The organism is Dankookia rubra (genome assembly GCF_004355005.1).
Taxonomy (GTDB): Bacteria; Pseudomonadota; Alphaproteobacteria; order Acetobacterales; family Acetobacteraceae; genus Paracraurococcus; species Paracraurococcus ruber_A.
In genome coordinates this window covers 117,919-137,226 of record NZ_SMSJ01000011.1, presented here as the reverse complement: position 1 = coordinate 137,226, position 19,308 = coordinate 117,919, and the positions used below count along the sequence as shown (strand labels likewise).

The window sequence follows — 19,308 nt, the reverse complement described above, 5'->3', positions numbered from 1 at the left end:
CAGCGCCGGGCCGAACTGGACCTACAGCGGCGGAACGCGGTCCCGGACATGCCCTTCGCCGCCTGGGGCCTGCCGCGGCGCCTGCTGGACGGCGCGCTGCGCGGGGCCGCGGTCGCGGCGGGTGCCGAGCTCCGCGCCGGCGTCGCGGTGCAGGGCGCGGAACCCGGGCCGGATGGCTGGATCCTGCGCCTGCCGGGCGGGGCGATCGCCGCGCGGCAGGTGGTGCTGGCCACCGGCAAGCAGGCCTTCCGCGGCCATCCGCGCGCGGGGGCGCCGCCAGGCGCGCTCGGGCTGAAGCTTCACCTGGCGGGGGTCGATCCGGGCGGGACCGTGACCCTGCTGCCCTTCGCCGGCGGCTATGCCGGGCTGCAGCCGCTGCCCAATGGGGCGCATGACGGCGGCGCCAATCTCTGCGCCGCGCTGCATGGGGAGGCGGGAGCGGCGGCACGCGACGCCGCGGCCTTCCTCGCGCGCGTGGCCGAGGGCTCGGCGCTCGGCGCACGGCTGCTGGCGGGGGCACGGCCGGCCTGGGACCGGCCGCTGGCGGTGGCCGGCGTGCCCTATGGCTTCCGCGCGCGGGCAGGCGGGCCGCCCGGCCTCTTCCGCATCGGCGACCAGGCGGCGGTGATCCCGAGCTTCACCGGGGAGGGCATCGCGCTCGCCCTGCATTCCGGCCTCGCGGCGGCCGCGGCGATCCTCGCGGGGGAGGAGGCCGCCGCCTTCCAGGCCCGCTGGCGGCGCCGCAGCGCCTGGCCGATGCGCTGGGCCGAGCTCGGCGCCTGGGTGCTGCGGCAGGCGCCGGGCGCCTTCACCGGCGTCGCCGCGGTCGCGCCCGCGGCCCGGTGGCTGGCGCGCGGCACCCGCGTCAGTCGATGCTGAGCCCGAGCCGCGCCACCATCGCCCGCTCGTACTCCACCCGTTGCTTGGCGAAGGCCAGGTAGTCCGCCGGGCCGAGGTATTCCCGCGGCATGTCCCAGCGCCTGATGATAGCCTGGCTCGCCTCGTCCTCGTAGGCCTTGCGGAAGGCGCGGTGCAGCGTGTCCACCAGCTCCGGGTCCATGCCCTTCGGCCCGGTGATTCCATAAGGCGAGGTGACGACCATGTCGTAGCCGAGGTCGCGGAGCGTCGGCGCGTCCGGAAAGGCCGCCAGCCGCTCCCGCGTCCAGACGGACAGCAGGCGCAGCTCGCCGCCCTCCACGTTCGGCCGCCAGGAGGAGCTGTCCGCGACCACGTCGATCTGCTTCCCCAGCAGCGCGGTGACGCCCTCCTGGCTGCCGCGATAGGGGATGTGGGTCATCTCCACCTTTTCCCGCGCGCAGATCTCCTCCATCGCCAGGTGGTTGGTGGTGGCGATGCCGCTGGTCGAATAGGTGAGCTGGCCGGGGCGCTTGCGCGCTGCCTCGATCAGGTCGCGGAAGGTCTTGTAGGGGCTGTCGGCGCGCACCGCGGTGCCGAAGAGGAAGCCGCTGACCTGCATGATGTAGGTGAAGTCGGCGATCGGGTCCCAGGTCTTCTGCTTCGTCAGGAAGGGGTGCCGCAGGATCGAGAGGTGGTGGTGCGCCAGGGTATAGCCGTCCGGCTGGGCCTGGTTGATCAGGAACAGCGCCGCCTGGGTGCCGCGGGCGCCGGGCTTGTTCTCGATCAGCACGGGCTGGCCGAGGTCCTTGTTCATGATCTCGAACATCTGCCGGTGCAGCGCATCGAGGCTGCCGCCCGGCGGCCAGGGGATCAGGAAGCGGATGGGGCGATTGGGAAAGCGGCCCTGCGCCAGTGCGGGCGCGGCAAGCGTGGCGGCCACGGCGGCAAGCGCGCCGCGGCGGGTGATGGTGGTCATATGGAGGCTTTCTCCCTGGTCTTGTCTTTGTTTTACCGCAGCAAGGCCGGGGAGAAAGTATTCTCCCCGGACCCCTCATCTATTTCTGCGGGTCGGATGCCAACTCACGGAAAGAAAGGGTGGGGCTGGGGGAGGGAATACCTTTCCCCCAACCTTGCCTTCGCGCTCAAAACTCAATCGATCCGCAGGTTCAGCTTCTTCGCCATCGCCTGCTCATACTCCGCGCGGCGGGCGATGAACTGCTGGTACTCGGCGGTCGGGTAGTATTCCAGCGGCATGTCGAACTGCCCGCGCACCGCGACATTCGCCGGGTCCATCAGCGCCGCCTTGAAGGCGTCGTGCAGCAGCCGCGTGACGCCGGGGTCCATCCCCTTCGGCCCGGAGATCCCGTAGGGCGAGGTGACGACCATGTCGTAGCCCAGTTCCCGCAGCGTCGGCGCCCCGGGGAAGCGCGGCGAGCGCTCGGCGGTCCAGACGCAGATCAGCCGGAGCTGCCCGCCCTCCACCAGCGGCGCCCAGGAGGAGGCGTCGGCGACGCACATCACCTCCCCCGACGCCACCGCCACCGCGGATTCGTTGGCGGCGCGGTAGGGAACGTGCACCAGCTCCACCTTCTCGCGCGCTGCCAGCTCCTCCACCGCCAGGTGGTTGGTGGTGGCGATGCCGGAGGTCGCATAGGTCAGCCGCCCGGGATTGGCCCGGGCATAAGCGACGAAGTCGGCCCAGGACCTGATCGGCCCGTCCGCCTTCACCGCGATGCCGAACATCCAGCCGCAAAGGCCGATGATGTGGGTAAAGTCGGAAGTCACGTCCCAGGGCGGCGTGCGGACGATATAGGGCCGGCGCACGATCGACATGTGCATCTGCGCCAGGGTGTAGCCGTCCGGCTTCGCCTGCGTCGTCAGGAACTGCGCGCCGAGGGTGCCGGAGGCACCGGGCCGGTTCTCCACCAGCACCGGCTGGCCGAGCGTCTTCGCCGAAAGCTCGGCCAGCGAGCGCAGCTGCGCATCGGCCGAACCGCCGGGCGGCCAGGGGACGATCAGGCGGATCGGGCGGTCGGGGAACCTGCCCTGGGCGAAGGCGGGCGCGGCGAGCGCCCCGCCGGCGAGGGCGAGCACGGCGCGGCGACTGGTCCCGGCGGACGGCATGGATGTTTCCTCCCCTTGGTTGCCGCCAATCTGGCCGTACCCGCGCCGGAGGAAAAGGGGGCCGCTCCGCCGACAGGATCGTGCGTTCCGCCCGGCGGGTGGCATGCCTAGTCTCCCGGCCTCCCGAGGAGGTTACCCCGCATGCGTCGGACCGGTTTGCTGTTGCTGTCGGCCCTCTTGGCCAGCCCCGCCATCGCCCAGCCGGCCGACCCGCCGCTGCCGAGGGCGCTGTTCGACACCATGTCCGCCAGCCTGCCGCGGCCCTTCCCGGGCTACCGGATCAACCATGCCAAGGGCGTCCTCTACGAGGGCAGCTTCACCCCCGCGCCGGGTGCCGCGGCGCTGACCACCGCGCCGCACCTGCAATCGACGCCCTCCACCCTGCTGCTGCGCTTTTCCGATGCCGGCGGCGTGCCGGACGTGGCGGATACCGCGCCTTCCTCCGCGGTGCGCGGGCTGGCCTTCACCTTCCGCCTGCCGGACGGTACGGAGACCGACCTGATGTGCATCAACGTCCCGGTCTTCGTGACGAAGACGCCGCAGGACTTCCTCGGCCTGCTGCGCGCCGGGGCGGCGACCAAGCCGGGCATGCCGCAGCCGACGCCGGTCGCGCAGTTCCTGGATGCGCACCCGGAAACCAAGCGCTTCGTCACCCTGCCGAAGCCGGTGCCGGACAGCTTCGCCACCGAACGCTTCTTCGCGCTGCACGCCTACAAGGTGACCAATGCGGCGGGCGAGTCCCGCTTCATCCGCTTCCGCGTGGTGCCGGAGGCCGGCGCCGCCTACCGCGCCGCGGATGCCACCGCGGGCCTGCCGCCCAACGTGCTGTTCGACGAGTTGGAAACCCGCGTCGCCATGGGCCCGGTGCGCTACCGGCTGCTGGCCCAGGTCGCCGCCGCGGGCGACCCGACCAACGACCCGACCCAGGCCTGGCCGGAGGACCGGCCGCAGGTCGAGCTCGGCACCATCAGCGTGACGCGCATGGTGCCGGACAGCGCGACGGCGGAACGCAAGGTCGGCTTCCTGCCGAACCGCGAGCTGCCGGGGCTCGCGGTCTCGGACGACCCCTTCCTCGGGACCCGGGCCGAGGTCTACGGCATCGCCTTCCCGGCGCGGCAGCAGTAGCGCGGGCCTGACCGGGCTGGCGCGGTTCCGCGCCACCCCGCCCGGTCCCCCGCGTTGCAGTGGCGGGAGGATCCGCCATGAATACGCTCGCCGCCTTCGACGACGCCGCCGACCAGCGCCGCCGGATCCTCGCCATCGTCGGCGGGTCCTCGGGCAACCTGGTCGAGTGGTACGACTTCTACGTCTACTCCTTCACCTCGCTCTATTTCGCCGCCGCCTTCTTCCCCTCGGGCGACCGCACCAGCCAATTGCTGGCCGCGGCCGGGGTCTTCGCCGCGGGCTTCCTGGTGCGGCCGGTCGGCGGCTGGGTCTTCGGCCGGCTGGCCGACCGCCGCGGCCGGCGCTTCTCCATGATGGCCTCGGTCCTGCTGATGTGCTTCGGCAGCCTGATGATCGCGGTGCTGCCGACCCATGCCAGCATCGGCGTCATGGCCCCTGTGCTGCTGACCGTGGCGCGGCTGGCCCAGGGGCTCTCGGTCGGCGGCGAATACGGCACCAGCGCCACCTACATGAGCGAGGTCGCCGTCGCCGGCCGGCGCGGCTTCTATGCCAGCTTCCAGTACGTCACCCTGATCGGCGGCCAATTGCTGGCGGTGCTGGTGATCGTGCTGCTGGAGGCGCTGCTGACGAACGAGCAGATGCGCGCCTGGGGCTGGCGCATCCCCTTCGTCATCGGCGCCGCCGCGGCCGTCGTGGCGCTCTTCCTCCGCCGCGCGCTGCACGAGACGCAGAGCGCCGACAAGGCCGCGCGGCGGGAGGCCGGCTCGCTCGGCGCGCTGCTGCGCGACCACCCGAAGCCCCTGCTGCTGGTGCTCGGCCTGACCGCCGGTGGCAGCCTGTCCTTCTATGTCTTCACCACCTTCATGCAGAAGTACCTGGTCAATACCGCGGGCCTGCCGACGCGGACGGTGAGCGCCACCATGGCCGCGGTGCTGTTCTGCTTCATGCTGCTGCAGCCGGCCTTCGGCGCGCTGTCCGACCGGGTCGGGCGGCGGGTGATGCTGCTGGCCTTCGGCGCGCTCGGCGCACTGATGACCGTGCCGCTCATGACGCTGCTCGGGCATGCCGGGTCGCCGGTCACGGCGGGACTGCTGGTGCTGGCCGCGCTCGCCGTCATCTCCTGCTACACCTCGATCAGCGGGCTGGTGAAGGCGGAGCTCTTCCCCGGCGAGGTGCGCGCGCTCGGCGTCGGGCTGCCCTATGCGGTGGCGAATGCGCTGTTCGGCGGCACGGCGGAGTATGCCGGGCTGTGGTTCAAGTCGGCGGGGATGGAATCCGGCTTCTTCTGGTATGTCACCGGCTTCTTCGTCCTGGCCTTCATTACCGCCTGGGCGATGCCGGAGACGCGGGCCGAGAGCCATCTGTCCCGCGAATACGGCATGGCAAGGCACCGGTCGGCCGGCGGGGTTGCGTGACGCCCCGGTTGGCGGCACTTTCCGCGCCAATTCCGCCTGATTTCACCGCCGCAAGGACCGGGACCGCATCATGCCTGAGAGCTTCGACGTCATCGTCATCGGCGCCGGTCCCGGCGGCTATGTCTGCGCCATCCGGGCCGCCCAGCTCGGGCTGAAGGTTGCCTGCGTCGAGAAGCGCGCCACGCTCGGCGGCACCTGCCTCAATGTCGGCTGCATCCCCTCGAAGGCCCTGCTGCAATCCAGCGAGCATTTCGAGGAGGCGAAGCACAAGCTGGCCGAGCACGGCGTGCTGTTCGACGGCGTGAAGCTCGACCTCGCCAAGATGCAGGCCCGCAAGGGCGAGGTGGTGACCGCCAACGTCAAGGGCGTCGAGTTCCTCTTCAAGAAGAACAAGGTCACCTGGTTGAAGGGCGCCGGGAGGATCGTCGCCGCTCCCGGCGGCGCGGGACAAGGTTCGCCCGGCAAGGTCGAGGTCGCGGGCGAGACCTACGAGACCAAGACCATCGTCGTCGCCACGGGCAGCGAGAGCACGCCCCTCCGCGGCGTCGAGGTGGACGAGGCGCAGGTCGTGACCAGCACCGGCGCGCTGGAGCTGCCGAAGGTGCCCGGCCATCTCGTCGTCATCGGCGGCGGCGTCATCGGGCTCGAGCTCGGCAGCGTCTGGCGCCGGCTCGGCGCCGAGGTGACGGTGATCGAGTTCCTCGACCGCCTCGTCCCGGGCATGGACAACGAAGTCGCCAAGCTGCTCGAGCGCACGCTGTCGAAGCAGGGGCTGAAGTTCCGGCTGAAGTCGAAGGTCACCGGCGCGGTGAAGTCGGCGGAGGGCGTGACCCTGACGGTCGAGCCCGCCGCCGGCGGCGCGGCCGAGGAGGTCAAGGCCGATGTCGTGCTGCTGGCCATCGGCCGCCGCCCGCATACCGAAGGCCTCGGGCTGGCGGAAGCGGGCGTCGAGATGGACGAGCGCGGCCGGGTGAAGACCGACGCGCATTTCGCCACCAACGTCCCGGGCATCTACGCGATCGGCGACGTCATCGCCGGCGCCATGCTCGCCCACAAGGCCGAGGACGAAGGCGTGGCGCTGGCCGAGATCCTGGCCGGGCAGAAGGGCCACGTGAACTACGCCGCCATCCCCGGGGTGATCTACACTTGGCCCGAGGTCGCCTCGGTCGGCGCGACGGAGGAGGAGCTGAAGGCCGCCGGCATCGCCTACAAGTCCGGCAAATTCCCCTTCACCGCCAATGGCCGGGCGCGGGCCATGGGCGACCTGGACGGCTTCGTGAAGATCCTGGCCGATGCCAAGACCGACCGGGTGCTCGGCGCGCACATGCTCGGCCCCGACGTCGGCACGCTGATCGCCGAGATCTCGCTCGCCATCGAGTTCGGCGCCTCCTCCGAGGACGTCGCGCGCACCTGCCACGCCCACCCCACGCTGAACGAGGTGGTCAAGGAGGCCGCGCTCGCCGTGGAAGGGCGGGCGCTGCATATCTAGGCCCAGGTATGGCCAGGCCCCGGTCCAGGCCCGGGCCGCCCCGGGTGTTCCCACCCGGGGCGGCCGCGGGCTAGACTCCGCGGCGCAACGGCAAGGGGGCGGGCCAGCGGCGCCGATGATCAAGTACATCGGCAGCAAGCGCCTCCTCGTCGCCCGGATCCTGCAGGCGGTCGGCGCCGCGGCACCGGCGGGCGGCACCGTGCTCGACCTCTTCTCCGGCACCGCCCGGGTCGGCACCGCCCTGAAGGCCGCGGGCTACCGCACCATCGCCAACGATCACAACGCCTATGCCCACGCCATCGCCACCTGCTACGTGCAGGCCGATGCCGAGCGCTGGGCGGAACCGGCGCGGCGCATCCTGGAAGACCTCCAGCGCCTGCCGCCCCGCCCCGGCTGGTTCACCGCGACCTATTGCGAGCAGGCCCGCTACCTCCACCCCAACAACGGCGCGCGGATCGAGGCGATCCGCGAGGCGATCGCCGGCATGGGTGCCGAGCCCGAGCTTGAGGCGGTGCTGCTGACCGCGCTGCTCGAGGCCGCCGACCGGGTGGACAGCACCGCCGGGCTGCAGATGGCCTACATGAAGGCCTGGGCGCCGCGCGCGCTGCAGCCGCTGCAGCTCCGCCTGCCTGCCCTGCTGCCGCGCCCTGCCGCCGGCGGCTGCCAGGCGCTCTGCGGGGAAGCCGAGGCGGTGGCGGCCTCGGCCGAGTGCGACCTCGCCTACCTCGACCCGCCCTACAACCAGCATTCCTATCTCCGGAACTACCATGTCTGGGAGACGCTGGTGCGCTGGGACCAGCCGGAGGTCTATGGCTTGGCGCAGAAGCGCACGGATTGCCGCACCCGCCTGTCGGATTTCAACAGCCGCCGCCGCATCGGCCCCGCCCTGGCCCGGACGGTCGCCGCCCTGCGCTGCCCGGCGGTCATCGTCTCCTTCAACGACGAGGGCTACCTCGCCCGGGCGGAACTCGAGGCGATGCTCGGCGCCCGCGGCCACCTGCAGGTCATCGAGATCCCGCACGAGCGCTACGTCGGCGCCAAGATCGGCATCCACAACCCGCAGGGTGCCAAGGTCGGCCAGGTCGGCCGGCTGCGGAACGTCGAATACCTCTTCGTCGCGACCGAGAGCCGGCTGACCCTGCCCGCGCCGCAGGCCGCGTGATGACCGGCGGACCGTCGCTCGCCCGCAAGCTGGCCGGCTTCGGCCTGCTCGGGCTCGGGCTGCTCGGCCTGGTGCTGCCGATCCTGCAGGGGATCCTCTTCCTCGCGCTCGGCCTCTTCATCCTGCGCGACCAGTACGACTGGGCGCGGGAGGGCATGGCGAAGCTGCGCGCCCGCTGGCCCCGCCAGGTCGAGGGGGTGGAGGCGATGGAGGGCCGGCTGGTCGCCTGGTCCCGCCGCCAGGCCGAACGCGTGAAGCGCTTGCTGTCGTAGAACTACGCCCGCCCGGCGCCGTTGCTCCTGCCTTATCGGTCGCCCCTCCGGGCGGCCGCAACGGGAGAACGCTTCATGCATCGCAGACTGACCCTTTTGGCCGGCGCCGCCATCCTCGCCGCCGGCCCCGCCGCCTTCGCCCAGACCCAGCAGCAGCGCGCCCAGGCCGTGCAGGGCCAGACCACCCAGGGCCAGACCGGCGCGGCCGGCACCACCCCCGCCGCGACGGCCAACCGCGCCGAGGTGGTGACCGGCCAGGAATTCATGCGCCTCGCCTCGATGAGCGACCGCTTCGAGGTGGCGAGCAGCCGGCTGGTGCAGCAGAAGTCGCAGAACGCCCAGGTCAAGCAGTTCGCCGAGCACATGGTGCGCGACCACACCAAGACGACTCAGGAGCTGCAGCAGCTGATCCAGCAGGTGCCCGGCAGCGGCGCCGGCGCGGCCACGCCGCTGCCGAACGGCCGGGAATCCCAGGGTACCGCGCAGAGCGGCCAGGTCACCAATGCCCAGGGCGGGCCGCAGCATGAAGGGCTGGACCAGCAGCATACCGCGCTGCTGCAGCAGCTCCAGGCCGCCAACGGTGCCGAGTTCGACCGGCTCTATGTCCGCCAGCAGGTCGCGTCGCACCAGCAGGCGGTGGACCTGTTCAGCAACTACAGCCAGTCGGGCGACAACCCGCTGCTGAAGCAATGGGCGGCGAAGACCCTGCCCGACCTGCAGCAGCACCTGCAACTGGCGCAGAAGCTGCAGCAGGGCACCCAGGGTTAGAGAGCACCCAGGGTTAGAGAGCGCTCAGCGCTAGGGAGCACCCAGGGCCAGGCGCCCCCGATGCCCGGCGGATGACCCCGCCGGGCATCCACTTGGCAAGGCGCGGCGCGGGCACGAGACTCGGCGGCATGTCCGCCCTCCGTTCCACCGGATGAGCCAGCCCACGGGCCAGGCCGCCCCGGATGCCCGCCGCAACGCCCTCATCCTCGGCGTGGCGCAGACGCTTGCCTGGGCTGTCACCTACTACCTGCCCGCGGTGGTGGCACCGGTGGTGGTGGCCGATCTCGGGGCCGACCCGGCGCTGGTCTATGGCGCCTTTTCCGTCGCGCTGCTGATCTCGGGCCTTGCCGCGCCGCGGGTCGGCCGGGTGATCGAGCGGCGCGGCGGCAGGCCGGTGCTGCTGGCCTCTGCCGGGCTGCTTGCGCTCGGCCTGCTGCTGCTCGGCCTGCTGCCCGGGCTCTGGGGCTGGGCGCTGGGCTGGGTGGTGCTCGGCTTCGGCATGTCGATGGGGCTCTACGAGGCGGCCTTCGCCACGCTCGGCGTGCTCTATGGCCGGGCGGCGCGGCGGCCGATCACGATGGTCACGCTGCTCGCCGGCTTCGCCAGCACCGTCGGCTGGCCGATGAGCGCGGCGCTGGTCCCGCTGCTCGGCTGGCGGGGCACCTGCCTGGCCTATGCGGCGATGCTGCTGCTGGTGGTGCTGCCGCTGTACTCGCTGCTGCCGCGCGCCGCCGCCGCGGCCGAGGCGGCGCCCGGCACGGGGCCGGAGCCCGCCGACCCGGTGCTGCCCGCCGCCTGGGTGCGGCGCAGCTTCCTGCTGCTGGCGGTCTTCTTCACGCTTCGCGCCATCATCAGCGCGACGCTTTCGGTGCACCTGATCGCGGTGCTGGGCGGGCTCGGCCTTTCGGTCACGGCGGCGGTGGCTGCGGCGGCGCTGATGGGCCCGGCCCAGGTCGGCGGGCGGCTGCTGGAGTTCACCCTCGGCCGCGCGGCGCATCCGTTGACCGCGGCCAGGCTGGGCGGGGCGTTGCTGCCGGCGGGCGCGCTGCTGCTGGTTTTGGCCGGGCCGGTGGCGGCGGTGCCCTTCGTGCTGCTCTACGGGGCCAGCAACGGGATCATGACGATCAGCCGGGGCGCCCTGCCGCTCGCGCTGTTCGGGCCGCGCGGCTATCCCGTGCTGATGGGGAAGCTGGCCCTGCCGATCCTGCTGGCCCAGGCCGGGGCACCGATGCTGACCGCACCGCTGGTGGCGGATCAGCCGGCGATGGCGGTGCTGGGCCTGGCCGGACTGCTGGCGCTGGCCGCGCTGGCTTGCCTGCTGCCGCTGCGCCGCACGCCCTGAGCGGCGTCAGTCGCGGCGTTCCTGCCGGATACGGGCGAAGGCGATGCAGGCGCCGGCGCTGGCGACCAGCAGGGTCGAGGCGCTGGCCCAGACGAGGGTAATGAGCGCGACGCGGCGCAGGGCTTCCGCCTGGACAAGGTCGAGCCAGAAAAAGGTCGAAATCACGACCACACCCAGAATCCAGTGCTGCACGGTCTGCTGCCGCATGCTCTTTGTTCCTCCCGCCCGGCGCTGACCCGGGGTTAACGCCACACCGTGGACATAATCGTATACCGCACACAGACGTGAAGCAAGCCCTCGTGTCAACGCGCATCCGTGTCTTGACCAGCACCCGGTGTCGTGCCGAAAGCGGCTCGAAACGCCGCGCCGAAGGCCGGGGCGCTGGCATAGCCGACCGCCGCTGCCGCCCGCGCCGGGGCCATGCCTTGGGCCAGCAGCGCTGCCGCTTCTGACAGCCGCAGCATCTGCCGCCAGCGGCCGAAGCTCATCCCCGTCTCGCGCCGGAACAGCCGGGTCAGGGTGCGGGCGCTGGCGCCGCATTCGGCCGCCCAGGCCTCCATCCCCGCGTTCCGCGCCGGGTCGGCCCGCAGCGCCGCCGCGAGGCGCAGCAGGCGCGGGTCGCGCGGCGCCGGCACGCCGAGCGGCAGGGACGGCGCGCGGGCGATCTCGTCCAGGATCAGCGCCGCCAGATGCCCGCCGCGGCCGGCCTCGTCCCATTCCAGCGGCTCGGAACAGGCGGCGAGGATCAGCTCCCGCAGCAGGGGCGAGACCGCCAGGACGGTGACGCCGGCCGGGCCTGCCCCCATCCGCACCGCCTGGGCCGCATCGGCGCGGAGGAACAGCGCCCGCATCGCCACCGGCCCCTGCATGGCGGTGACGTGGGGCACCGCGGCCGGCAGCCAGAGCGCGCGGCCCGGCGGCACCACGAAGCCGGCGGCATCGGTGGTGATCCGCATGATGCCGCGCGTGGCGTAGAGAAGCTGGACCCGCTCGTGCGAATGCCGCGGCACCGCCTCCCCGTCCGCATAGTCGCGGGTGAAGCCGACCAGCGGCCGGTCCACCGCATCCTGCGGCAGGCGGCGGGTCGGGGCGGGCGGGAAATGGCCGGTTGGAGACATGGATTGGCCGAACGTCGCGGGACGGCCAGGATAGGATCAGTCCAACGCCCGAGGAAAGACCAGGAAGCGCCCGATGCACGACCCCGGCAAGCGGCAGATCATCTTCATCAACGCCGCGCATACCCTGAACCACTACGGCCTGCTGATCCTCGCCACCGCGGTGCTCGGCATCGTCCAGCAGGCGCCGGAGGCCTTCGGCCGCGACTACGGGCCGATCCTCGCCCTCGGCACCGCGATGTTCGTGCTCTACGGGCTCGGCGCCCTGCCGATGGGCTGGCTGGCCGAGCGGGTCGGGCGGAAGGCGCTGATGTGCGCCTTCTTCCTCGGCGTCGGCGCCTCGATGCTGGCCGCCGGCATCGCCACCTCGCCGCTGGCGCTCGGCATCGCGCTGGCCTGCATGGGCGCCTTCTCCGCCATCTACCACCCGATCGGCACGGCGATGCTGGTCGAGGCGGCGGGGACGCGGGTCGGCCGCGCGGTCGGCATCAACGGCGTCTTCGGCAATCTCGGCGTGGCCCTCGCCCCGGTGGTCACCGCGGTGCTGGCGGCGCGGCTGGGCTGGCACTTCGCCTTCCTGGTGCCGGGGACGATCGCGCTGGTCCTCGGCCTGCTCTACCTGCGGGAGCCGGCCTTCGACACCGCCAAGGCGGCCGGGCCGCAGAAGCCCTTCCCGGTCATCCCGCGCGCCATCGTCCGCCGCGCGGTCGCCGTGCTGCTGACCATCGCCGCGGTCTCCGGCCTGATCTTCAACGCCTTCACCCTGCTGCTGCCGAAGCTGATGGAGGAGCGCCTGGCCTCCTCGCCGGACCTGCTGCCGGTGGTCGGGCTGCTGGCCTTCGCCGCGACGCTCTGCGGCGGGCTGACCCAGTTCACCGTCGGCAACCTGATCGACCGGCGGACCCTGAAGGCGATCTTCCTGCCGCTCGCCCTGGTGCTGGTCCCGGCGATGGTGCTGCTGGCCTATGCCGATGGCTGGGTGGTGCTGCCGCTCTCGGCGCTGATCGCCGCCTCGGTCTTCGGCCAGGTGACGGTGAACGAGACGATGACCGCGCGCTACGTGGCGCCGGCGCTGCGGACCAAGCTCTATTCCGTCCGCTTCACCATCGGCTTCCTCGGCGCCGCCGCGGCCTCCCCGCTGATCGGCTTCCTGCACGAGGCGACGGGCAGCCTGACCGCGCCGATGCTGGTGCTGGCGGCCTTCGGGGTGCTGACCTTCTGCTGCGCCCTGGTTTTCCCGAACCGGCCGGAGGAGCTGCAGCCGGAGTTGTGGGCCAAGGCGGCGGCGCCGCCCGCCGGGGTGCCGGCCGCGGCGGAGTAAGCCGCCGGCGGGCACCCGGCTAGGGCGCCCGCAACAGCGTCAGCCCGTCGATGTCGCTGCCGTCATGCGCCCAGTCGAGCGGCTGCTGCCGCACCACCAGCAGCCCCTCCTTCGCCGCGTAATGGCGCATCAGGGCCAGCGACATGGTGTTCCGCCAGTGCGGGTGCCGCCGGAAGTCGCCGCCGGCCAGCGACATGTCGTTCGAGTGGTGCAGGAAGGCATGCCCGCCCGGCCGCAGGGCCCGCCGCGCCTCGGCCAGGTAGGCCCGCACCACGTCGCTGTCGAAGTGCACCATGGCATCGAAGCAGAACAGGAAGCTCAGCGTCGCGTCCGGCACCGGCAGGCTGCAGCCGTCATTGGCCGCATAGGCGATGCGCGGGTCCTCGCCGAAGCGAGCCCGGCAGAGCGCGACGTTCGAGGCATGGATGTCGACGATATGCAGCCGGCCCGCCATGGGCAGCAGCTTCGCCGCGTTCCGCCCGCGCCCGGCGGCGAGGTCCATGGTGACCGAGAGGTCGATCCCCGTCGCCTCGACCTGCAGGAAGGGCAGGATGATGGTCGCCCATTGCATCTCCGCGGCCGGCTCGGCCTCGGCGAAATAGGCGGCCTCGATCCAGTCGCGCCCGACATCCTGGGCGGCCTTGAGCGTGCCGGGCGGCGGCGTGGTCTGGGTCATCGGCGCGATCCTCCGAAGGTCGGGCCCCCATAGGTCGGCGCGGCGGGGCGGCAAAGGCCCGATTGCCGGCCCCGCGCCATTGACCCGGGCGGGCGGGCGCGGTTTGCATGGCGCATGACCCCGCTCTCCGGCCCCCTGCTGTCGGCGCCCCTGCTTTCGGGGCATGCCCGCCTCGCCGGCATCCTGGGCTGGCCCGTCGGCCATTCCCGCTCGCCCCGCCTGCACGGGCTCTGGCTGCGCCGCCACGGCATCGACGGCGCCTATGTGCCCCTCCCGGTGCGGCCGGAGGCCTTCGCCTCGGCCGTGCGGGCGCTCGCCGATCTCGGCTTCCGCGGCGCCAACGTCACCATCCCGCACAAGGAGGCCGCCTTCGCCGTCTGTGACCGGGTCGACGCCACCGCGCATCGCGCCGGGGCGGTGAACACGCTGGTCTTCCGCGACGGCGCCATCGAGGGATCGAACACCGATGGCTGGGGGTTCCTGGCCAATTGCCGGGAGGCCGCGCCGGGCTGGGCGCCGGATGCCGGGCCGGCGGTGATCCTCGGCGCCGGCGGCTCGGCCCGGGCCATCGCCGCGGCGCTGCTCGATGCCGGCTGTCCCGGCGTCACGCTGGTCAACCGCACCCCGGCCCGGGCGGAGGCGCTGGCCCGGGCGCTGGGCGGGCCGGTCTCGGTCGCCGAGGCGCCGCCGCTGGCCGGGGCGGCGATGCTGGTGAACACCACCTCGCTCGGGATGCAGGGGCAGCCCGGCCTGGCGATCGACCTCGCGCCGCTGCCGGCCGCGGCCGTCGTCGCCGACATCGTCTATGTCCCGCGCGAGACGCCGCTGCTGGCCGCCGCCCGGACGCGCGGCCTAGCCGCGGTGGAGGGGCTCGGGATGCTGCTGCACCAGGCGCGGCCGGGTTTTTCCGAGTGGTTCGGGGTGACGCCGGAAGCGGACGACGAACTCCGCGCCGTGGTCGGCGGGGATATCCCGGCGCGATGAAGGTCATCGGCCTCACGGGCGGCATCGGCATGGGCAAGTCCACCGCTGCCAATACCTTCAAGCGCCTGCGCGTGCCGGTCTTCGACGCCGATGCCGCCGTGCATGCGCTGCAGGCCAGGGGCGGCCGCGCCGTCGCACCGATCGCCGCCGCCTTCCCCGGCACGGTGGAATCCGGCCGCGTCGACCGGGAGGCGCTGCGCCAGGCCGTCCTCGGCAGGCCCGAGGCGATGCGGCGGCTGGAGCGCATCGTCCACCCGCTGGTCCGCGATGCCGAGCGCCGCTTCATGGGCGCCGCCCGGCGGCGGGCGGAACGCCTGGTGGTGCTCGACATCCCGCTGCTGTTCGAGACCCGCGGCGAGGGCCGCTGCGACCTGGTGGTGGTGGTCACCGCCCCCGCCGCGGTGCAGCGCTGGCGGGTGCTGCGCCGCCCCGGCATGACCGAGGAGCGGCTGCGCTACATCCTTGCCCGCCAGATGCCGGACCGGGAGAAGCGCCGCCGCGCCGACGTGCTGGTGCAGACCGGCCAGTCGCGCCACATGGCGCAACGGGCCATCCGCAAGCTGGTCAGGGAGTTGCGCGCATGAGGCAGCTGGTGCTGGACACCGAGACCACGGGCCTCGACCCCGCCACGGGCGACCGCGTCATCGAGATCGCGGCGATCGAGATCGTCAACCTGATCCCGACCGGCGAGGCCTACCACGTGCTGCTCGACCCCGAGCGCGACGTGCCGCCCGAGAGCACCAAGGTGCACGGCTTCACGCTCGAGATGCTGCAGGGCAAGCCGAAATTCCCCGAGGTCGTGGACGACTTCCTCGGCTTCCTCGGCAACGCCCCGATCGTCGCGCACAACGCGCCCTTCGATTTCGGCTTCCTGGATGCGGAGCTGGTCAAGGCCGGCCGCGGCAGGCTGGACCGGGCGCGGATGGTCGACAGCCTAGCAATCGCCAAGAAGCGCTTCCCCGGCATGCCGAACAGCCTCGATGCGCTCTGCCGCCGGCTCGGCGTCGACAATTCGATGCGCACCAGCCACAACGCGCTGCTCGACGTGAAGCTGCTGGCCCAGGTCTACCTGGAGCTGATGGGCGGCAAGCAGCCCGGCCTGGTGCTGGCGGCGCAGGTCGCGGCGCCCAAGGTCACGCTCGGCGGGCTGACGCGGCAGCGCACGCCGCGGCCGATCGCCCCGAGCCCGGCCGAGCTCGAGGCGCATGCCGCCTTCCTGCGGAAGCTGAAGGACCCGCTCTGGCTGAAGCCGCCCTTCGCCGAGGCGGAACAGGGCGGAACCTGAGGCGCGGCGGCGGCTTGCACCCGGTCTGAACCCGAACCGGGAGCAACCGCGCATGCGAAGCCTGAACAATGCCGTCGTCGTCATCACCGGCGCCTCCTCCGGCATCGGCAAGGCGACCGCCCTTGCCTTCGCCCGCCGCGGCGCCCGCCTCGTGCTCGGCGCCCGCCGGGCCGAGCCGCTGGAGGCGACGGCGCATGAATGCCGCCAGCTCGGCGCCGAGGCCCTGGCGGTGCCGACCGACGTCACCGACGAGGTCGCGGTGCAGGCCCTCGCCCAATCGGCGATCGACGCGCACGGCGTCATCGATCTCTGGTTCAACAATGTCGGCACCGGCGTCTTCGGGCCCTATTGGGAAGCGCCGGTCGGCCTGCAGAAGAAGGTCATCGAGGCCAACCTGATCGGCACCCTGCACGGGGCCTCCGCCGCGCTGCCGCATTTCCTGAAGCAGCGGCGCGGCGTGCTGGTCAACATGTGCTCGATGGGCGGCTGGTCGCCGACGCCCTTCGCCGCCTCCTACGCCGCCAGCAAGTACGGCATCCGCGGCTTCACCGCGAGCCTGCGGCAGGAACTGACGGGGCATCCCGACATCCATGTTTCCGCGGTCTTCCCGGCGCTGGTCGACACGCCCGGCCTGGCGCATGCCGCCAATGTTTCGGGCCGGCGGATCGACCCGCCCGGCCCCTTCCTGACGCCGGAGGCGGTGGCCGAGGTGGTCGTCGGCCTGGCCCGCAAGCCGCGCGACGAGGTGGCGGTGGGCTGGCCGGCGACGGCGGCGCGCGTCGCCTATGGCCTGGCCCCCGGTCTCGCCGAGCGCGGCATCGGCGCCGCGATGCGGGCCGCGCTGCGCCGCGCCCGGCCGGATGCCCGGAGCGAGGGCGCGGTGGCCCGGCCGGTTTCCACCGGCACCGGGACGCGCAGCGGCAAGCCGGTCTGGCACGTGCGGGGGCCGAGCGCGGGCAGCCTGGCGCTGGGCGGGCTCGGCCTGCTGCTCGGCGCGGAATTGCTGGCGGGGGTCCTGACGCGGCGGGGTTGAGGGTCTAGCTTTCCTTCCGCGGGAAACATCGCAGGAGGAAACGCATGGGCCAGGTCCAGGGCAAGGTCGCGCTCGTCACCGGGGCGGCCGCCGGCATCGGCGCCGCCATCGCCACCACGCTGGGGCGGGAGGGCGCGACGGTGGTCCTCACCGACCTCGACGATCGCCGCGGCGAGGCGACCGCCGAGGCGATCCGCGCCGCCGGCGGCCAGGCGCTGTACCTGCATCAGGACGTGACGGAGGAGGGCCGCTGGGCCGAGGTCGTCGGCGAGGTGGACAAGCAGTACGGCCGGCTCGACGTGCTGGTGGCCAATGCCGGCATCGCCATCATGGGCCCGCTGCTGGAGATGTCGCTGGCCGATTGGCGCAGGCAGACCGCGGTGAACATCGACGGCGTCTTCCTGACGGTGAAGCACGGCATTCCCCTGATGCGGAAATCCGGCCAGGGCGGGTCGATCGTCATGATCTCCTCGGTCGCCGGGCTGCGCGGCTCGGCGAACCTCGCGGGCTATTCGGCGACCAAGGGGGCGGTGCGGCTCTTCGCCAAGTCGGTCGCGCTGGAATGCGCCGGGGCGCGCGACGACATCCGCTGCAACAGCGTCCATCCCGGCATCATCGACACCGAGATCTGGGACAAGATGCCGGCCGGCGCCGCCGATTCGCGGCGCAACGCGCCGATCGACGCGCGTGCCATCGCCGAGGGCAGCGTGCCGACCGGCAAGCTCGGCACGGCGCAGGACATCGCCAACGGCGTGCTCTATCTCGCCTCCGACGCCTCGCGCTACGTGACGGGGTCGGAGCTGGTGATCGACAGCGGGCTGATGGCCGGGCGGGTCGGGAACCTCGCGGCACGCTGAGCCGCGGCGCTCAGGCCTCCCGCTCGCGCTCCGCCATCATGGCGCGGCAGGCCGGCCGGGCCTGGCAGGCGGCCAGCCAGGCCTGGACCCTCGGTGCCGCCTCGAACAGCTCGGGCGCCGCGCCGGCATAGCGGATCACCTCGGCCAAGTTCAGGTCGGCAACGGTGAAGCGGCCGCCGACCAGGAAGCCGGTTGCCGCCAGCGCCGCGTCCAGCACCGCGAAGGGCGCCCGCAGCGCCGCGACGGCCGCCTCCGCCCGGGCGGGGTCGCAGGGGCCCTGCGGGTTGGCGACGCGGTGATACAGCACCTCGAGCGTATGCGGCTCGGCCTCGGTCATCGCCCAGAACGACCACATGGTCATCAGCCCGTCCTCGGCCGCACCGGCCGGGCCGAGCGGGCCGCCATGGCGCTTCGCCAGGTAGAGGTTGATCGCCAGCGACTCGTGCAGGACCAGCCCGTCCTCCTCGATCGCCGGGATGCGGCCGTTGGGGTTCACCGCGAGGAAGGCGGGCGAACGCGTGTTCAGCGGCGCATCGGCCGCGGCGGGGTCGGGCAGGCGGTAGGCCTGGATGACCGGTACGTGGCGGTAGTCGAGGCCGAGTTCCTTGGCCATCCAGATGGTGCGGGAGGCACGCGAGCGGTAGACGCCGTAGATCGTCAGCATGGGTTGGTTTCTCCCGGTTCGCCCTCAGCCTGGCACCATCCGCCGCAGCCCGGCCACCCCCGCCGCCAGCGCATCCTGCAGCAGCCAGGCGTCGCCGCCCCAGGCAATCAGCCGGAAGCCGTCCTCGATCGCCCGCTCGGCCTCCGCCGCACTCGTGACCAGCCGGCCGAGCCCCTTGCCGTGCTTCCGGGCCGCGGCGCAGATCCGCCGCGTCGCCTCGCGGAACTCCGGATGGTCGAACTGGCCGGGGATGCCGAGCGAGGCCGAGAGATCGAAATGGCCGAGCCAAAGGGCGTCGACGCCGTCGAGCGCGGCGATCGACTCGGCCTGCTCGACGCCCTCCGCCGTCTCGATCATCAGGATCAGCACCGTGCGGTCGTTGGCCGCCGCCAGCGCCTCGGCCGGGGCGGCACTGCGGTAGTTGTCGTGCGCGATACGCAGCGCGACGCCGCGGCGGCCCATCGGCGGGTATTTCAGCGCGGCGACGGCGGCGCGCGCGACCTCGATGTTGCCGACCAGCGGCAGCATCACGCCCTCCGCCCCGACATCGGCGATGCGGGCGATGTCGTGTGCGTCCCGGGAGGGGATGCGGACCAGGGTCGGGATGCCGCCGGCCTCGAGGAAGCGGAGCCCGGCCTTCACCGTCTCCTCCGAGAAGCCGCTGTGCTCCATGTCGAGGAAGGCGAAGTCGCAGCCGGCGCCGGTCAGGATATGGCCGATGCCGGGGGTAACGAATTCCACCAGGAAGGTGCCGGCCGCCAGGCCGCCCGAACGGACCATCTCTTTCAGTGATTTAGCCACATTTATCTCCCTTTTCA

Annotated in this window: 21 protein-coding genes; 14 read left to right on the top strand and 7 right to left on the bottom strand. The window is 72.5% G+C overall.

Features of this window, described 5'->3' with window-relative positions:
- Window positions 1-879, top strand: an 879-nt coding sequence (locus tag E2C06_RS11795; RefSeq protein ID WP_206664514.1) for an NAD(P)/FAD-dependent oxidoreductase, incomplete at its 5' end; no start/stop codon positions are given.
- Here the strand turns inward: E2C06_RS11795 and E2C06_RS11790 are convergent.
- The gene (locus E2C06_RS11790) at window positions 866-1,834 is read right to left on the bottom strand and encodes a tripartite tricarboxylate transporter substrate binding protein (RefSeq protein WP_133288802.1); all 969 of its coding nucleotides are present in this window, start codon (window positions 1,832-1,834) and stop codon (window positions 866-868) included. The genes E2C06_RS11795 and E2C06_RS11790 overlap by 14 nt on opposite strands.
- Window positions 1,835-2,007: 173 nt before the next feature.
- Window positions 2,008-2,982 (bottom strand): tripartite tricarboxylate transporter substrate binding protein, encoded by a 975-nt coding sequence (locus E2C06_RS11785; protein WP_133288801.1) that lies wholly within the window; start codon window positions 2,980-2,982, stop codon window positions 2,008-2,010.
- A 141-nt stretch (window positions 2,983-3,123) separates the two neighbouring features.
- Here E2C06_RS11785 and E2C06_RS11780 point away from each other — a divergent pair, with 141 nt between their 5' ends.
- The 7 genes from E2C06_RS11780 (at window position 3,124) to E2C06_RS11750 (ending at window position 10,555) form a co-directional block, all read left to right on the top strand.
- Window positions 3,124-4,107, top strand: coding sequence for a catalase family peroxidase (locus tag E2C06_RS11780; RefSeq protein ID WP_133288800.1), 984 nt, complete (start codon window positions 3,124-3,126; stop codon window positions 4,105-4,107).
- Between the two features lie 77 nt (window positions 4,108-4,184).
- Window positions 4,185-5,522, top strand: a complete 1,338-nt coding sequence (locus tag E2C06_RS11775; protein ID WP_133288799.1) for an MFS family transporter — start codon at window positions 4,185-4,187, stop codon at window positions 5,520-5,522.
- 70 nt (window positions 5,523-5,592) lie between these two features.
- Entirely contained in the window at window positions 5,593-7,011 is a 1,419-nt protein-coding gene (gene lpdA / locus E2C06_RS11770; protein ID WP_133288798.1) for a dihydrolipoyl dehydrogenase, read from the top strand.
- Window positions 7,012-7,126: 115 nt separating this feature from the next.
- Window positions 7,127-8,173 (top strand): DNA adenine methylase, encoded by a 1,047-nt coding sequence (locus E2C06_RS11765; RefSeq protein ID WP_133288797.1) that lies wholly within the window; start codon window positions 7,127-7,129, stop codon window positions 8,171-8,173.
- A complete protein-coding gene (locus tag E2C06_RS11760) occupies window positions 8,173-8,445 on the top strand; it encodes a PGPGW domain-containing protein (RefSeq protein ID WP_133288796.1) in 273 nt (90 codons plus the stop codon). Before E2C06_RS11765 ends, E2C06_RS11760 begins: the two co-directional genes overlap by 1 nt.
- Before the next feature lie 75 nt (window positions 8,446-8,520).
- Window positions 8,521-9,213: a DUF4142 domain-containing protein gene (locus E2C06_RS11755; RefSeq protein ID WP_133288795.1), complete on the top strand. Its 693-nt coding sequence runs from the start codon at window positions 8,521-8,523 to the stop codon at window positions 9,211-9,213.
- Window positions 9,214-9,364: 151 nt separating this feature from the next.
- On the top strand, window positions 9,365-10,555 hold the full coding sequence (locus E2C06_RS11750) for an MFS transporter (protein ID WP_133288794.1): 1,191 nt from the start codon (window positions 9,365-9,367) through the stop codon (window positions 10,553-10,555).
- Between the two features lie 6 nt (window positions 10,556-10,561).
- Here the strand turns inward: E2C06_RS11750 and E2C06_RS11745 are convergent, their stop codons facing one another.
- Together E2C06_RS11745 and E2C06_RS11740 are read right to left on the bottom strand one after the other, a co-directional pair.
- Entirely contained in the window at window positions 10,562-10,762 is a 201-nt protein-coding gene (locus tag E2C06_RS11745; protein ID WP_133288793.1) for a hypothetical protein, read from the bottom strand.
- Between the two features lie 95 nt (window positions 10,763-10,857).
- A complete protein-coding gene (locus E2C06_RS11740; RefSeq protein ID WP_133288792.1) occupies window positions 10,858-11,673 on the bottom strand; it encodes a helix-turn-helix domain-containing protein in 816 nt (271 codons plus the stop codon).
- Window positions 11,674-11,746: 73 nt separating this feature from the next.
- Between E2C06_RS11740 and E2C06_RS11735 the strand changes: the two genes are divergently transcribed.
- Window positions 11,747-12,991, top strand: a complete 1,245-nt coding sequence (locus E2C06_RS11735) for an MFS transporter (RefSeq protein ID WP_133288791.1) — start codon at window positions 11,747-11,749, stop codon at window positions 12,989-12,991.
- A gap of 19 nt (window positions 12,992-13,010) precedes the next feature.
- Here the strand turns inward: E2C06_RS11735 and E2C06_RS11730 are convergent, their stop codons facing one another.
- Window positions 13,011-13,667 carry a class I SAM-dependent methyltransferase gene (locus E2C06_RS11730; protein ID WP_165982338.1) on the bottom strand — a complete coding sequence of 219 codons (657 nt, stop codon included), beginning with the start codon at window positions 13,665-13,667 and terminating at the stop codon, window positions 13,011-13,013.
- A gap of 114 nt (window positions 13,668-13,781) precedes the next feature.
- Here E2C06_RS11730 and E2C06_RS11725 point away from each other — a divergent pair, with 114 nt between their 5' ends.
- The 5 genes from E2C06_RS11725 to E2C06_RS11705 are packed head-to-tail and all read left to right on the top strand — an operon-like array spanning window position 13,782 to window position 17,826.
- The gene (locus E2C06_RS11725) at window positions 13,782-14,651 is read left to right on the top strand and encodes a shikimate dehydrogenase (RefSeq protein WP_133288789.1); all 870 of its coding nucleotides are present in this window, start codon (window positions 13,782-13,784) and stop codon (window positions 14,649-14,651) included.
- The gene (gene coaE / locus E2C06_RS11720; protein ID WP_133288788.1) at window positions 14,648-15,235 is read left to right on the top strand and encodes a dephospho-CoA kinase; all 588 of its coding nucleotides are present in this window, start codon (window positions 14,648-14,650) and stop codon (window positions 15,233-15,235) included. Before E2C06_RS11725 ends, coaE begins: the two co-directional genes overlap by 4 nt.
- Complete coding sequence (gene dnaQ / locus E2C06_RS11715) at window positions 15,232-15,936, top strand: DNA polymerase III subunit epsilon (protein ID WP_133288787.1); 705 nt, start codon at window positions 15,232-15,234, stop codon at window positions 15,934-15,936. The genes coaE and dnaQ overlap by 4 nt, the downstream gene beginning before the upstream one ends.
- Before the next feature lie 52 nt (window positions 15,937-15,988).
- Window positions 15,989-16,969 carry an SDR family oxidoreductase gene (locus E2C06_RS11710; RefSeq protein WP_133288786.1) on the top strand — a complete coding sequence of 327 codons (981 nt, stop codon included), beginning with the start codon at window positions 15,989-15,991 and terminating at the stop codon, window positions 16,967-16,969.
- A 44-nt stretch (window positions 16,970-17,013) separates the two neighbouring features.
- Window positions 17,014-17,826, top strand: coding sequence for an SDR family NAD(P)-dependent oxidoreductase (locus E2C06_RS11705; protein WP_133288785.1), 813 nt, complete (start codon window positions 17,014-17,016; stop codon window positions 17,824-17,826).
- A 10-nt stretch (window positions 17,827-17,836) separates the two neighbouring features.
- Here the strand turns inward: E2C06_RS11705 and E2C06_RS11700 are convergent, their stop codons facing one another.
- Entirely contained in the window at window positions 17,837-18,490 is a 654-nt protein-coding gene (locus tag E2C06_RS11700; RefSeq protein ID WP_133288784.1) for a glutathione S-transferase family protein, read from the bottom strand.
- 24 nt (window positions 18,491-18,514) lie between these two features.
- The gene (locus E2C06_RS11695; protein ID WP_206664513.1) at window positions 18,515-19,291 is read right to left on the bottom strand and encodes an HpcH/HpaI aldolase family protein; all 777 of its coding nucleotides are present in this window, start codon (window positions 19,289-19,291) and stop codon (window positions 18,515-18,517) included.
- Window positions 19,292-19,308: the final 17 nt, after the last annotated feature.

Bases quoted from the DNA above. Each gene is read 5' to 3' on its own strand.
- E2C06_RS11735 (WP_133288791.1), top strand. From the start codon at position 11,747: ATGCACGACCCCGGCAAGCGGCAGATCATCTTCATCAACGCCGCGCAT.
- E2C06_RS11765 (WP_133288797.1), top strand. From the start codon at position 7,127: ATGATCAAGTACATCGGCAGCAAGCGCCTCCTCGTCGCCCGGATCCTG.
- E2C06_RS11700 (WP_133288784.1), bottom strand. From the start codon at position 18,490: ATGCTGACGATCTACGGCGTCTACCGCTCGCGTGCCTCCCGCACCATC.
- E2C06_RS11725 (WP_133288789.1), top strand. From the start codon at position 13,782: ATGACCCCGCTCTCCGGCCCCCTGCTGTCGGCGCCCCTGCTTTCGGGG.
- dnaQ (WP_133288787.1), top strand. From the start codon at position 15,232: ATGAGGCAGCTGGTGCTGGACACCGAGACCACGGGCCTCGACCCCGCC.
- E2C06_RS11740 (WP_133288792.1), bottom strand. From the start codon at position 11,673: ATGTCTCCAACCGGCCATTTCCCGCCCGCCCCGACCCGCCGCCTGCCG.
- E2C06_RS11755 (WP_133288795.1), top strand. From the start codon at position 8,521: ATGCATCGCAGACTGACCCTTTTGGCCGGCGCCGCCATCCTCGCCGCC.
- E2C06_RS11760 (WP_133288796.1), top strand. From the start codon at position 8,173: ATGACCGGCGGACCGTCGCTCGCCCGCAAGCTGGCCGGCTTCGGCCTG.
- E2C06_RS11710 (WP_133288786.1), top strand. From the start codon at position 15,989: ATGCGAAGCCTGAACAATGCCGTCGTCGTCATCACCGGCGCCTCCTCC.
- lpdA (WP_133288798.1), top strand. From the start codon at position 5,593: ATGCCTGAGAGCTTCGACGTCATCGTCATCGGCGCCGGTCCCGGCGGC.
- E2C06_RS11775 (WP_133288799.1), top strand. From the start codon at position 4,185: ATGAATACGCTCGCCGCCTTCGACGACGCCGCCGACCAGCGCCGCCGG.
- E2C06_RS11780 (WP_133288800.1), top strand. From the start codon at position 3,124: ATGCGTCGGACCGGTTTGCTGTTGCTGTCGGCCCTCTTGGCCAGCCCC.
- E2C06_RS11750 (WP_133288794.1), top strand. From the start codon at position 9,365: ATGAGCCAGCCCACGGGCCAGGCCGCCCCGGATGCCCGCCGCAACGCC.
- E2C06_RS11705 (WP_133288785.1), top strand. From the start codon at position 17,014: ATGGGCCAGGTCCAGGGCAAGGTCGCGCTCGTCACCGGGGCGGCCGCC.
- E2C06_RS11745 (WP_133288793.1), bottom strand. From the start codon at position 10,762: ATGCGGCAGCAGACCGTGCAGCACTGGATTCTGGGTGTGGTCGTGATT.
- coaE (WP_133288788.1), top strand. From the start codon at position 14,648: ATGAAGGTCATCGGCCTCACGGGCGGCATCGGCATGGGCAAGTCCACC.
- E2C06_RS11790 (WP_133288802.1), bottom strand. From the start codon at position 1,834: ATGACCACCATCACCCGCCGCGGCGCGCTTGCCGCCGTGGCCGCCACG.
- E2C06_RS11785 (WP_133288801.1), bottom strand. From the start codon at position 2,982: ATGCCGTCCGCCGGGACCAGTCGCCGCGCCGTGCTCGCCCTCGCCGGC.
- E2C06_RS11730 (WP_165982338.1), bottom strand. From the start codon at position 13,667: ATGACCCAGACCACGCCGCCGCCCGGCACGCTCAAGGCCGCCCAGGAT.